This is a genomic window from Desulfopila sp. IMCC35006, from assembly GCF_005116645.1.
GTDB lineage: Bacteria > Desulfobacterota > Desulfobulbia > Desulfobulbales > Desulfocapsaceae > Desulforhopalus_A.
The window spans coordinates 466,962-481,912 of record NZ_SWCM01000001.1 but is presented as its reverse complement, the minus strand read 5'-3'; the positions used below and the strand labels follow the sequence as shown (position 1 = coordinate 481,912).

Annotated in this window: 6 protein-coding genes; all 6 read left to right on the top strand. The window is 55.6% G+C overall.

The features are described from left to right. The first annotated feature begins 100 nt into the window (after window positions 1-100). Complete coding sequence (gene treS / locus FCL47_RS02135; protein WP_167496328.1) at window positions 101-3,466, top strand: maltose alpha-D-glucosyltransferase; 3,366 nt, start codon at window positions 101-103, stop codon at window positions 3,464-3,466. Window positions 3,467-3,501: 35 nt separating this feature from the next. Then, window positions 3,502-5,409 carry a 1,4-alpha-glucan branching protein GlgB gene (glgB, locus tag FCL47_RS02130; protein ID WP_136811805.1) on the top strand — a complete coding sequence of 636 codons (1,908 nt, stop codon included), beginning with the start codon at window positions 3,502-3,504 and terminating at the stop codon, window positions 5,407-5,409. A gap of 5 nt (window positions 5,410-5,414) precedes the next feature. Continuing rightward, window positions 5,415-7,364: a 4-alpha-glucanotransferase gene (locus FCL47_RS02125; RefSeq protein WP_205747175.1), complete on the top strand. Its 1,950-nt coding sequence runs from the start codon at window positions 5,415-5,417 to the stop codon at window positions 7,362-7,364. A gap of 207 nt (window positions 7,365-7,571) precedes the next feature. Beyond that, window positions 7,572-7,802, top strand: a complete 231-nt coding sequence (locus FCL47_RS02120) for a hypothetical protein (RefSeq protein ID WP_136811803.1) — start codon at window positions 7,572-7,574, stop codon at window positions 7,800-7,802. Between the two features lie 48 nt (window positions 7,803-7,850). After that, a complete protein-coding gene (treZ, locus tag FCL47_RS02115) occupies window positions 7,851-9,731 on the top strand; it encodes a malto-oligosyltrehalose trehalohydrolase (RefSeq protein WP_205747174.1) in 1,881 nt (626 codons plus the stop codon). After that, window positions 9,728-14,902: a malto-oligosyltrehalose synthase gene (gene treY, locus FCL47_RS02110; RefSeq protein WP_136811802.1), complete on the top strand. Its 5,175-nt coding sequence runs from the start codon at window positions 9,728-9,730 to the stop codon at window positions 14,900-14,902. The genes treZ and treY overlap by 4 nt, the downstream gene beginning before the upstream one ends. The last annotated feature ends 49 nt before the right edge of the window (window positions 14,903-14,951 follow it).

Sequence of the window (14,951 nt, the reverse complement as noted above, 5' to 3'; positions counted from 1 at the left end):
CCACTGAAAGTTCGCCTCATAGCCCCATAAAGATGAGGTTGAGTCGTAATCGTATTATTGTATGTAACTGATTGCTTGGTCACTCAGGATTCTGCCTTTTATGGTTAGTGGAAAAGGACGCGCAATGGTGACAGGAAAAACAGATACGCTCTGGTATAAGGACGCCATTATCTACGAATTGCATGTAAAGGCCTTTAGAGACAGCAATGACGATGGGATCGGCGATTTTAAGGGACTGATTGAAAAACTTGATTATATCGAAAAACTCGGGATCAATGCTCTCTGGCTGCTGCCTTTTTACCCTTCGCCATTTAGAGATGACGGGTATGATATAGCCGATTATCGGGGAATTCATCCAGGCTATGGCAAGGTGCGCGATTTCCGGGCCTTTGTCCGCGAAGCCCACCAGCGCGGGATAAAAATTATCACCGAGCTGGTTATCAACCATACTTCCGATCAGCATCCATGGTTTCAGGCAGCGCGGAGGGCCAAAAAAAACTCGGCACGGTGGAACTATTATGTCTGGAGCGACACCAACGCCAGATTTCCCGAGACACGGATAATTTTCACCGACAGCGAACCCTCCAACTGGGCCTGGGACCCGGTGGCAAAGGCATATTACTGGCATCGTTTTTTTTCTCACCAGCCCGATCTCAATCACAATAATCCGAAAGTCGTCCAGGCGGTCCTGAAAGTAATGCGCTTCTGGCTCGATATGGGCGTTGATGGGCTGCGACTGGACGCGGTGCCCTATCTCTGCGTGCGGGAGGGCACCAGCAACGAGAATCTGCCGGAAACCCATGCGGTTCTCAAACAGTTCCGCCGGGAACTGGATCAACATTATACCGATCGGATGCTTCTGGCCGAGGCCAATCAGTGGCCGGAAGATGTCCTGCCTTATTTTGGCGACGGCGATCAGTGTCACATGGCCTTTCATTTTCCTCTCATGCCGAGGATGTTCATGGCCCTGCGCCAGGAGGACAGGCACCCAATCACCGATATTCTCGATCGTACTCCGCCTCTTCCCGGCGGTTGTCAGTGGGCGCTTTTTCTGCGCAATCACGATGAACTGACCCTGGAAATGGTTACTGACGCAGAACGGGATTACATGTACAGGGAGTACGCCAAAGACAGCAGAATGCGTCTGAACGTCGGAATCCGCCGGCGGCTGGCACCGCTTGTCGACAACAGCCGAAGGCGCATGGAGTTGCTCAATTCGCTGCTTTTTGCCATGCCCGGCTCGCCGGTCATCTATTATGGCGACGAGTTGGGGATGGGCGATAATATCTTTCTTGGCGACCGGAACGGCGTCCGTACGCCGATGCAGTGGAGTCTGGATCGCAACGCCGGTTTTTCCAGAGCCGATTCTGCCCGTCTCTATCTGCCCCCGATCACCGATCCGGTGTACGGCTATCAGTCGGTCAATGTCGAGGCCCAGGAGCGGGATCCCTCATCCATGCTGCATTTCATGCGGCGGATGATCGCTCTGCGACGGCAGCACAAGGCCTTTGGCCGCGGCAGTATAGAGTTTCTCCGGCCGGATAACCGGGCAATTCTTGCCTTTACCCGCCGTTATAAAGGGGAAATAATCCTGGTGATCGCCAATCTGTCCAGATATGTCCAGCCGGCGGAGTTGGATCTTGGTGCATTCAAGGGCATGATCCCGGTTGAGATGATCGGCAGAACCGAATTTCCGGCCATTGATCAGCAGCCCTATTTCGTTACTCTGGGGCCGCATAGTTTTTACTGGTTTCGCCTCGAAGCGCCAGCCGAACCGATCAAGGCAGGTCGGTCCGTGCCGCCGGAACATTTGAAACTGCCCCAGCTGACCCTGGATAAAATGTGGGACACCCTGCTGGAACCCCACTGCCTTTTGACGCTCGGCAATGATATCCTGCCCGCTTATCTGGCCCGGCAGCGCTGGTTCGCCGGCAAAGCGAAAAATATTTCGTCCTGCAGCCTCATCGACTGGTGTAAACTGGGGGCCTCTTTTTATATGACCGTGCTCCGGCTGCGGTATGACTCCGGCGAAGAAGAATATGTGCTGCCGCTGAAGATTGTTCAGGGGGAACCGGCCGCTGCCATGCGAGCAGAGCTGCCCGAGAGTGTGCTTGCCCTGGTCAAAAATCGACGGGGTGACGGGATTTTGTATGACGCTTTGATGGATCGCGCTTCCTGTGATATTTTTTTAAGCGCCATCGGTGACGGCCGCGAGTATAGAACCTTCCACAATGGAGTTATCCAGGCCGTTTCGACCAACCTCTACGACCAGCTTGTGCAGTCCGATACCTGCTGCATCTCAGTGTGCAAGCTGGGGGCAGAACAGAGCAACAGTTCGATAATCATCGGCGAGAGCTTTGTCCTGAAGCTGTACCGAAAGTTGGAAAAAGGGATCAATCCGGATGTGGAAGTCAGCCTGTTTCTCACCGAGCAGGGTCAGTTTACCGCAATCGCCAGGGTGATCGGAACCCTGCAGTATGTTGATGGCGCCGGCAATGAAGCAACGCTCGGGATGCTGCAGGAATATATCGCCAATCAGGGCGACGGCTGGGCGTATTCCCTGTCGGCCCTGCAGGATTATTACAGCAAGGCGGAACAGGCAGACGCCGGAGGCGAGTCCCCGCCTGTCCCGGGCTTGATGGGCCGGCAGCTTGTCCAGGACTCTGTGCAGGAGCCGCCGGCTGTTTTTGCGGCCATGACTGGTGCATATCTGCAGTCGGTCAAGACCCTGGGACGGCAGACCGCAGAGTTCCATCTGGCTCTGGCCGGCGACAAGAAAAACAAGGATTTCAAACCGGAAAAAGCGACCAGGGTGTATGCGGAACAACTTGCCGATTCGATCAGCCGGCAGATTCAGCAAGCCCTGGCCGGCCTCAGCCGAAAATCCATGCAGCTGCCGGCAGAACTCGGCAGAAAGAGGGATCGGGTAATGAGCGAGGCCCCCGCAGTACTCGACAGGGTGGGCAGGATAGCGTCACTCGGCGACAAACTGGGTTGGCTGATCCGGCATCATGGCGATTATCATCTGGGCCAGGTGCTGCGGACAGAGAATAATGATTTTATCCTCCTTGATTTTGAAGGGGAACCCCAGCGGCCGCTCAGCAAAAGACGCCGCAAAGGCTCGGCTTTGAAAGATGTGGCCGGCATGCTCCGGTCCCTGCATTATGCCGCTGAGAGGGGGCTGCCGGCGGGCGAAGAACAAAGGGATCGGCGGGAGCGGCTGCGGCCGTGGGCCCGAGCCTGGTATGAATGGATGAGCAGTGTCTTCGTCGGGGCGTATCTTGCCGCAGCGGGCGGGGCGCAATACCTGCCGGGCGCTGATATCGGCTATGTCCTGGAGATGTTTCTGCTGGAAAAAGTCTTCTATGAGCTCGAGTATGAACTGAATAACCGGCCGGACTGGATACACATTCCGTTGGCCGGTATAGTCGATATACTCGATACTACCCCCACTCGATTGGCGTAAGACCAAAAAACAGATTACCGCTTAATAAGGCAACTATGACAACTTCCAACGATTTCATATCCGATTACGATCTGTACCTGCTCGCTGAAGGTACGCACTACCGTTCCTGGGAAAAACTCGGGGCGCATATCGTCAATACCGGCGGCCGGGAAGGAACGTATTTCACCGTCTGGGCGCCCAATGCCGAAAAAGTTTCCGTCATCGGCGATTTTAACGGCTGGAACGAGATGGCCAATCCCCTCAAAAGAATTAAAGATTTTGGTTACTGGCATGGTTTTGTTGCAGGAGTGGGAAAAGGGGCGCTGTATAAATATGCCATCACCTCACGGCTGCATAATTTTCATCTCGAAAAAACCGACCCCTATGCCTTCTTCTGTGAGATACGGCCCGCTTCAGCCTCGGTAGTCTGGGATCTTGACGGCTATGTCTGGCAGGACAGTGGTTGGATGGAAGCCCGGGCCGACCGCCAGCACCACGAAGCACCCATCTCGATCTATGAGCTGCATCTGGGGTCATGGATGCGGCGGGACGATGACGGCGGCTGGCTGAGCTACCGGGAAGTGGCGGAGAAGATTGCCGAATATGTCAGCGGGATGGGGTTTACCCATGTGGAATTGCTGCCGGTCAACGAACACCCGTTCGATGGCTCCTGGGGGTATCAGACCATCGGGTATTTCGCCCCAACCAGCCGGTTCGGGACCCCGGAGGATTTTAAATATCTGGTGGATACCCTTCATCGCTGCAATGTCGGCGTTGTTCTTGACTGGGTTCCGGCGCATTTTCCGAGAGACGGCCACGGCCTCGGGCTTTTTGACGGCACCCATCTTTACGAACATGCGGACCCACGCCAGGGTGAACATAAGGACTGGGGCACCTATATATTTAATTACGGCCGGACCGAGGTGGCCCAGTTCCTCCTCGCCAATGCCCTTTTCTGGCTGGAAATATACCATATCGACGGGTTGCGCGTCGACGCCGTGGCCTCCATGCTCTACCTCGATTACTCCCGAAAGGAAGGGGAGTGGATACCGAATTGCTATGGCGGCCGAGAAAATCTTGAGGCGATAGGGTTTTTAAAACGATTCAACGAGCTGGTCTATCAGGAACATCCCGATGCCATGACCTTTGCCGAAGAATCGACCTCCTATCCCATGGTTTCCCGACCGACCTATCTGGGCGGGCTCGGCTTTGGCTTTAAATGGAATATGGGCTGGATGCACGATACCTTAGCCTATATGAGCAACGACCCCATTCATCGCTCGTATCACCACCACCGGCTGACGTTCAGCCTCCTCTATGCCTATCATGAAAATTTTATTCTGCCCTTCTCCCACGACGAGGTGGTGCACGGCAAGGGATCGCTGATCGGCAAGATGCCCGGCGACCACTGGCGCAAGTTTGCCAATCTGCGCCTGCTCTTTGGGTACATGTTTACCCATCCGGGCAAAAAACTGCTGTTCATGGGCTGTGAATTCGGGCAGTGGACCGAGTGGAATCACGATGCAGGCCTTGACTGGGCACTGCTTCAGTTTCCCATGCACCAGGGGCTGCAGCGCTGGGTCCGTGATCTGAACACCTTGCTGCGCGGTGAGCCCGCCCTCTATGAACTCGATGACGAACCGGGTGGTTTCTCCTGGATTGACTGCAATGACAGCCAGCAGTCCATCTTGAGCTTTACTCGCCGCAGCAGGAGTTCCGGCGATATGGTCGTCTGCATCGGTAATTTCACTCCGGTGGTCAGACACAACTATCGCCTAGGCGTCCCTGAGATGGGCTTTTGGGAAGAGGTTCTCAACGGCGATGCACTGCTCTATGGCGGCAGCGGTCAGGGCAATTTCGGCGGCAGGGAGGCGACGCCCGAGTCGGTCCATGGGCAGCCGTATTCACTTAATGTTACCCTGCCGCCCCTGGCCATGATGATCTTTCGTCTGAAACAGGGATAATGACAATGTCGACGGCAATAGACAGGGCACTGCAGCTCCTCGGTATTCGAAATTTCCTGCTGGGAATCCATGATGCGGCGTTTCCCAGTCTGGCCACGGAGGATCTGGGGCGCGGCTCACCCTATACCGATGGTGCTGCGGTATTTTTGCAGTTCGCCCGGTCCCTTGGCTTCAATGGAGTGCAGCTCGGACCGCAGGGGATAACAACGCCGGCCAACGCCTCGCCTTACGATGGCAGTTTTTTTTCCCGCAACCCCCTCTCTCTGGCACCGCTCCCCTTGACCAACTCTGCGTGTGTCCTGCTGGGCCCGGAGAAACTGGCCGGGTTCATGAGCAGGCGTCCCGGCGATACCAAGCGGGTGGACGATCGGTTTGTCAGATGGGCGCAAGGGCTGATCGCCGAGGAGATATGTTGTCGCTACCGGCAGGAAATACAGTCTGCCTCTTCGCCGGCGTGCACTGCGCTGCAGCAAACATTCAGCACGTACCGGCAAAAAAACAGCAGCTGGCTCGGCAGGGACGCTCTCTACCAGGTTCTGCGTCAAAAATACGGCGGCAACACCTGGAAAAACTGGGGGAAAAGTGAAGAAGCACGGCTCGATCAACATCTTTTTGCGCCAAAAGAAGGGTGCCGGACGCAGACCAGGCTGCGCCTTCAAGCCCTGTATCGCCAATATGGCGAACAAATAGAGGACTATTGTCTAATCCAGTTTCTGCTGGCCGAACAGCACCGGCGATTACGGGAACACTGCCACCACCTCGGTCTGCAGCTGTTTGGCGACTGCCAGATCGGAATTTCCCGCCGCGACGCCTGGTATGCGCAGTCTTTCCTGCTGCCGGGCTATGTCATGGGGGCGCCGCCCAGCCGCACCAATCCGCTCGGGCAGCCGTGGAACTATCCGGTTCTTGACCCCCGGCATTATGGCACGACCGGCCGCAGCGGCCGGTTCGAGCGGGGCGCCGCGCTGCGTTTTGTCCAGCAGCGGCTGGAAAAAATGGCCGAGGAGTTTGACGGCCTGCGGCTGGATCACCCCCACGGTCTCATCTGTCCATGGGTCTATAAAGAAGATCAGGACGATCCTTTCTATGCGGTGCAAAACGGTGCCCGTCTTTTCGCCTCGCCGAATCTGCCCGATCATCCGGCGCTGGCCGGCTTTGCCATAGTCCGGCCGGACCAGCTCAATACACGGCTGCCGCGATATGCCGACGACTGGGTGACATCTCTTGCGCCGGAACAGCTCAACCGCTACGGGCAGCTCTTTGCGGTGATAATGGATACCGTCAGCCGGCGGTGGCATGGTGCCGGGGAGGTCGTCTGCGAAATTCTCAGCACCCAGCCGTATCCGATCAAGCGAGTGCTGCAGGTATATGGCCTGGGCCGTCAACGGGTGACCCAGAAGGCTGATCTGGCCAATGATGGCGATGTCTGCCGCAGTGAGAATGCGCAGCCGGAAGACTGGCTGATGCTCGGCAACCACGACACCCCTCCCATCTGGCTGGTGGCCGAGAAGTGGGCAAAAGAAGGCAGCATCCGCCGGCAGGCGGAGCACCTGGCCACCCGCCTGGCAATCCCTGAAGGGGCGCGGGGCGGCTGGATCGACCATCACGCACTCGATACGGCGGCGCTGGTTCAGGCCAAATTCGCCGAGCTCTTTCTTGGCCCGGCCCGGAATATCATGGTGTTTTTTGTCGATCTTCTCGGCAGTAAAGAGACCTATAATCGACCGGGCACTGTCAGCAGTGACAACTGGACGCAGCGGGTTCCGCCGGATTACCGCAGCTGGTATAGCGACAAAGCAGCGGCCAATCACGCCTTGAATATCCCCAGAGCACTGGCCATGGCGTTACGGGCCAAAGAGTATTCCGGCGATTCCAGCTCAGAGGAACACCGCCGGCTGATTCGTTTGCTGGAAGGGGGCAAACCAGCTTGCTCATCTGATTACGGTGTCGGCTGAACGGTTTTTTAAAACTCGGAGAAGCTGCAGCGGCATGCCTGACCCAGAGGCAAAAGTACTTTTCCTGTCCGGCTGGACAAAATCCTCTGCGGGAAGACAAGAGATGCAGGTATGCCGGAACTTTACGGGCAAATCTTTTGTCTATCTGGTTTTGGTTTTGAGCGAGAGCTGGCATTAAATTTGCGTTGCATTTGTATGCCGTCGTCGATGTGGAAAACTTCATCCCGGGAGAGCGGGGGAAATCTGGAACGTTTCTGCCGCAGCCGGATTGCCCCCCGCCTCGCTGTATTGTTCCAGGGAACAGGCATCCTGTCGTATCGGCCTGAAAACAAAATTATGATGTGTGTTTCCAACAATGCGGAGTCTGCAGGCAGCCACCAGGGGGCGAGCAGATTTGATGCCCTGACGTCCAGGCTTTCTGAGAGGGGAAAAGGCTGACCCGGTTCAGGTCAAAAAAAGAACGTGCCAGTAAATTCGGGAGGAAAGGTGGTCGATTTTAGAATGAATTTTGGCACCAGCATCGAATCCGCCGGAGGGGTGCGTTTTCGTCTGTGGGCGCCGCAGGCCAGACAGGTTGACCTGTGCCTCCAGGGTGGATCGACGGAAAAACATCTCGTGCCGATGGCCAGGGAGCCGGAGGGCTGGTTTGGCGTACATCACCTGACGGCAAGTCCCGGCGATTGGTATCAGTTCATGATTAATGGTGAGCTGCTGGTTCCCGATCCAGCCAGCCGCTATCAGGCGGACGATATTCACGGCCCGAGCGTCGTCTGCGACCCCGATGCCTATCTCTGGCACGATGTGGGATGGCGGGGACGGCCGTGGGAGGAAGCGGTTATTTACGAGCTGCATGTGGGCTGTTTTTCTGCGGCTGGAACGTTTAAACAGGTCACCGAACGACTCGATTATCTTGTGCAGCTTGGGGTGACGGCTATAGAGTGCATGCCGCTCGCCCAGTTTCCGGGCAACTTTAACTGGGGCTACGACGGTGCTTTGCTCTTTGCCCCCTGCAGCGTTTACGGCAGGCCGGAAGAGCTGAAGGAGCTGGTCGATGCGGCGCACCAGCGGGGCCTTATGGTCTTTCTCGATGTGGTATACAACCATTTCGGGCCGGAAGGGAACTATCTCTATGTCTATGCCCGCGATGCTTTTTTTACCGAGCGTTTCAAGACCCCCTGGGGCATGGCCATTAATTATTGCGGCGAGCAGAGCAAAACCGTCCGGCAGTTTTATATTGCCAATGTCTTGTATTGGCTTGAAGAATTCCACATGGACGGTCTTCGGTTCGATGCGGTACACTCTATCTTCGATCATTGCCGTCCCGATATTCTCGAAGAAATTGCCGAAAAGGTTCATGCCGGGCCGGGCAGCCGGCGGCATATTCACCTCATCCTGGAAAACGACGACAATTGTGCCGGCTACCTGACCCGGAAACCGGATGGACAGCCGCGTTATTTCAGCGCGCAGTGGAACGATGACTTTCACCATGCCTGTCATGTTCTTGCTACCGGGGAAACTGACGGCTATTACCAGGATTACGCTGACCGACCGATTCACCATCTCGGGCGATGTCTGACCGAAGGTTTTGCCTATCAGGGGGAAATCTCCCCATTTCGCGACAATGCCAGGCGCGGGCAGCCGAGTGCGCATCTGCCGCCGCTGGCCTTTGTCTCGTTTTTGCAGAATCATGATCAGATCGGCAACCGCGCCCTGGGGGAGAGGCTGACGGTCCTGGCTGATCAATCTGACCTTGCTGTGCTCACCGCCCTTTTTCTGCTCGCCCCATCGCCGCCGCTTCTCTTCATGGGGGAGGAGTTTGGCGCCGGGAGTCCCTTCTGCTTTTTTTGTGACTTTTCTCCTGAGCTGGCGAAAAATGTCGTCTCGGGAAGACTGAAGGAGTTTGCCCGGTTTGCCCGCTTCAATTCGCCGGAGAATCTGGAGCGTATCCCCGATCCCACCGCCATGACAACTTTTTTGCGCGCAAAGCTGAACTGGCAGAGCGTTGACAAGCCGTGCGACAATGCGACCCTGCCGTTGTATCGGCAGCTGTTACATATTCGTCGGCAGGCAATTATCCCCTGTTTGAAAAAAAGACAGAGAAATGAGGCCGGGATGCAGGTTTTCGGTGAGAAAGCACTGCAGGCCTGGTGGACATTGACCGATGATGAAACCCTTGTGGTGCTTTTGAACCTGCAGGATCAGGCGGTCAGAATTGCGCCGGCATCCTCTGCGGCCGCCCCCGGAAAATATGAACATGGGCAGGTTCTGTATCAATATTGTAGGCGGGGCAGCGATGCCGTGTCATCTGGTACTCTTTTACCCAAAAGTATCGTCTGGCTCATTGACCGGAGCGGGGGAGAAAAATGAGTGAAAAATCATTGCGGGCAATTGCTGCTGCTTTAGGGATAACAGTTGGGACAAGAGCCGGACCGGAGGCAGAGCAATATCTTGTCTCTTTACTGCAGGCTGCGCATCAGCCGATCAGCGGAGCCGCTGATGCAAACGCTCTGCTGCAGCAGCTGGAAGAACTGCTCGATCAGCGGATGCTTGAGCCTGTTCAGGTCATAGAAGAAGCCGCAATGCCGGCAACGATTGCTGTCCGGCTGCGGTCCGGTGACGACCGGACCTACCATTGGACGCTGACCGAGGAGCGCGGCATTCGGCACCAGGGCAGTTTCACCCGGCGCGAGCTGGTTATGGCGGCGGACACCGGCTCTCTGGATCGGGATCATCCAGGGCTCTCGCTTGCCCTTGGGGTGTCCCTGGAGTGCGGGTACCATGAACTGGTGATTCATGAGGCAGAACAGACAGAGGAGGGGGAACGGGCAAGCCAGCTGTTGATTGTCGCACCGCGTCAGGGCTATGTCCCTCCAGGGTTAGCGGAAAGTAACCGGGTCTGGGGGCTGAGTGTTCAGCCGCATGCGATTCGTTCGAGAGACAACTGGGGCATCGGCGATTTTTCCGATATAACCAGAATACTTGGCAGCAGCGCCGAGGGAGGGGCTGGAACGCTGCACCTCGGCCCCCTTTCGAGCTGTGTCACGAATCACCTGGCATCGGTTGATCCTGATGCTCCCCGAGAGGGACCCAATCCCTACAGCCCTTCCTGCCGTTCGCATTTGAATACCCTTTTTCTCGATGTCATGGCAATTGCCGATTATTGCGAATGCGAGGCCGTCAATAAGGATGCTGAACAATCAGAACTCCAGGCGCGGTTAACCAGACTGCGCGACAGTACCCCACGAGATTATGCGGAAGTCTGGGCCATTAAAGAGGAGCAGCTGAGAAAACTGTGGGATTGTTTTTACACCAATCATCTGCATCCGGAGACTGCTAGAGGAACGGAATTCCGCCTGTTCCAGAAAAGAGGAGGGGAGTCGCTTCTGTCTTTTGCCGTATTTGCCGCACTTGAAAAAAAATTCGGTGTCGAAGATCGACACAAAGCCGGCTGGTCGAACTGGCCGATCGAGTTTACCGATTTTTCTTCGGAACAGGTCCGGCAGTTCGCCCGGGAGGAGGTCTATGAAATAGAATTTCAGCAGTATCTCCAGTGGCAGGCCAATATCCAACTGGCGGCAATCGGGCGTCGCTCCATGGAACTGGGGCTGAAGGTTGGTCTTCTTGGAGAATTTCCGTTTGGCGTGCACGGGGGTGGTTTTGAATCCTGGCGCTATAAGGACGCGGTGCTGGCCGGTTCGATGGTGGCGGAGCACCCCGGCGACGATCCCGGCCATAATCCTGCGGTCGGTCTGCCGGTGTTTCTGCCGCAAAGTCTCAGGCAAATTCGCTATCGACCCCTTATTGAAGGATTGCGGCAGAGCATGCGTCCTGCCGGGGCGCTGATTATCAATTCGATTTCGAACTATTTTCGGTCCTGCTTTTATTTTGCCGGTAAAGGTGAAAAAAAAGACAGCTTCGTCTCTTATCCTTTTGCCGAGATACTGGCAATCATCACTCTGGAGAGCCGCAGGAATCGCTGTCTGGTTATTGCCGATAACAGCCGATTCCTGCCCAAGGAGCAGCTGCGGCAGCTGCAGCAAAGAAATATTTTTGTCAGTGATGCCTTCCTCCACGCGAGAAACGACCAGCAGCAGTGGTTAAGCGCTGCAGAGTATCAACCCGAGAGCGCGGTACGTTCCTCGCCGCCGTTTCTTGCCACCCTGCATGGATTCTGGCACGGCAGGGACATTAGTCTGCAGGTGGCCGAGCGCCTCTTTGAAGACGATGCGGCCAGGGAAAAGGTCATTATTGAAAGGGCTGCCGATCGGGTCCAGTTGCTGATAACGCTTGATCACGAACAGCTCCTGCCGGAAGGGTATAACCTTGACGAAGGGATTCGGGAGCAACTAGATCTTTCCCTGTTGACAGCGATACAGATTTTTCTGGCCCGGAGTCCGGCCAAAATTCTTCTGGTGCCGGTTGCCGATCTCCTCGGGTTGGAACTCCAGGCGGAACCCCCTTCCATACGCAGCCAGAAGTTCTGGCAAACGGCTTACCCTGTTGATATTGAGGAGATGCTGGGCAGAGAAGAGATGATTGCACTGTACAAGGCACTCTGCCGGGAACGAGGTTATGGCAATGTCCGGCCTTCCGCGCGGAGCTCCGATCGGAAGAAAAGATCAGCCCAGCAGTTGCCGCTCGCCTTTTATCGACTGCAGCTGCATAAGGATTTTACTTTTAACCATGCCACGGCAATCATCCCGTACCTGAGTAAGCTTGGGATTTCACATTGTTATCTGTCGCCATTCCTGACGGCCCGGCCGGGCAGCAGCCACGGCTATGATATCATCGATCATGGGAAAATAAATCCGGAAATCGGCAGTCGGGAGGAGTTTGAAAGGTTTCTGTCGGTCGTCGAGGAGCACGGCATGGCCCTGGTTCTGGACATCGTCCCCAACCATATGGGCATCGGCTCTGACAACCAGTGGTGGATGGATGTTCTGGAAAACGGTGAAGCCTCGAAATATGCCCGGTTTTTTGATATCAACTGGCGACCTCAGCAGGCGGATCTGGCCGGACGCCTGCTTCTGCCTGTTCTTGGCGATTACTATGGCAAAGTCCTGGAAAATGGCCAGCTGACTCTCTTTTTTGACCATATCTCAGGGACATTTTTCATAAAATACTACGACCATCGATTTCCCATCAGCCCCTGGACGTGTCCGCCACTGCTGAGCTATGGCATCGAGCGTCTCGGCAAGCGGCTGGGCGAAGAGCACCATAGTTACCAGGAATTCCAGCACCTCATTCAGGCATTCGGCAACTTGTCCGGGCATGGCGAAACCGCAGCGGCAATGATGCAGGTTCGTCATCGCAATAAAGAAGTGAGCAAGAGAACGCTTGCCCGGCTCTGCGAAAAGCATGCAGAAATAAAACAGTTTGTAGAGGAAAATGTGATGCTGTTCAACGGGATGCCGGGCAGGCCGGAAAGTTTTGATCTGCTCCACCTGCTGCTGGAGGCGCAGCCATATCGCCTGGCTTTCTGGCGGGTCGCCGTCGATGAAATCAACTACCGCCGTTTTTTTGATATCAACGATCTGGCCGGCCTGCGCATGGAACAAACCGAGGTCTTCAACCAGACCCACAGCCTGATTCTCGATCTGGTTGCCACCGGCAGGCTCGACGGTCTGCGGATAGATCACCCGGACGGGCTTTATGATCCTCTTGCCTATTTTTGCCGTCTCCAGGACTTTGCTGCTGGAGAAGAATATACGGAGCCGAACCACGGGGCGCACGATGGCGAGGGGCGGAGCGATAAGCCTCTGTATATCGTGATTGAAAAAATACTCGCGGATTTTGAATCTCTGCCGCACAACTGGCCTGTCAGCGGCACCACCGGGTATGATTTTTCACATCATCTCAATGGCCTTTTTGTCAAGAGCGCAGCCGAGAAGACCTTCACCTCGGGGTATAATCGGTTTGTTGGCAACAGAGCCGACTATGACCAGCTGATGTATGCCTGTAAAAAATTGATTATCCGCTTTTCCATGGCGGGAGAATTAAATGTCCTGACCAGCCTGTTATACCAGCTGGCCAGAGCGAACCGCCGCACCCGGGATTTCACCTTCAATAATCTGCGTGATGGCCTGATTGAAGTGATCTGTTTTTTCCCCGTGTACAGAACCTATACCTGCCGGGACGCAATTGCGCCGCAGGATGCCCGGTTTATTGAATGGTCCCTGGCACAGGCGGAAGCCAGGCATAATCTGGCCGATGCCAATGTCTTCGGTTTTATTAAATCGGTGTTACTGCTTGCAACAGAGGAAAAAGACAGCCAGAGGAAGAAGTGCCGTGATTTTGTCAGGAAATTTCAGCAGTATACCGGGCCGGTCATGGCGAAGGGAGTAGAGGATACCTTCTTCTACAGGTACAATCGCCTGCTTTCCCTCAACGAGGTCGGCGGCAATCCAAAATGTTTCGGGATCTCGGTCGCCGCCTTCCACCAGACCAATCAAAGCCGTCTCCAGCATTGGCCGCACGCCATGTTGAACACCTCAACCCATGACTCTAAACGCAGTGAGGATGTGCGGGCCCGAATCAATGTGCTCACCGAAATGGCCGATACATGGCAGCGGCGGATCAGGTTGTGGAGCATGCAGAACCGGGTGCACAAAACGAGGATTGACGAGACCCCGGCCCCCTCCAGAAACGATGAATATTCCTTCTATCAAAACCTGCTCGGGGCATGGCCCGCCGAATCCCTGGACGACCAGAGCCGCGGCAGCTTTATTGCGCGCATGCAGGAGAATCTTCTGAAATCCAGTCGGGAATCAAAGGTACTTACCAGCTGGACCAATCCGAGTCCTGACTATGAAAAAGCGCTGAAGCATTTTGTCGCAGGAATCCTCCAGCCGCAAAACAGGACTTTTTTGCAGGATTTTCAAATGTTTTGGGACGAAGTCAGCTGGTTCGGCATGCTGAACAGTCTCTCCCAGGTCTTTTTGAAACTGGTGTGTCCCGGTATTCCCGATATCTACCAGGGCAATGAGATCTGGCGTTTCTGTCTGGTGGACCCCGATAACCGGCGACCGGTCGATTTTGCCCGGCGACAGGCACTGTTGTTTACCCTGCTCGATGACATTGGCGCCGCAGAAAATCGGCTGAAAAATCTGCATCACAGCATGCTTGCCAATCTGGCCGATGGCCGGGCAAAGATGTATATCATCATGAAAACCTTGCAATTGAGAAAGGCCCTGCACGATGTGTTCACCAGCGGCTCCTATCTGCCGCTCCAGGTGTCGGGGGACAGAAGTCAGCATGTCTGCGCTTTTGCCAGGGTGAAAGGCGGGCAGTTCCTGATCGCCGTAGCCCCAAGGCTGTATGCAACTCTGCTGGAGGGCAGAAGGTCGCTCCCGCTGGGCGATTCAGTCTGGGGTGATACGCAGCTCAGACTGCCGGAGAACTGCACCGGGATACAGCTGCACAATATTTTTGCCGATACTCCCGCACATGTCGATCAACCGGAGAAAGCTGCGCGATCCGTGCAAGTCGGTCGCCTGCTGCAATCCTGGCCGGTTGCCCTGCTGCAGGGAGAGGTGTAACCCCGCGGCAGGGCGATAGGTTCTTCGGCTAACAAGCTGACTGATGGCG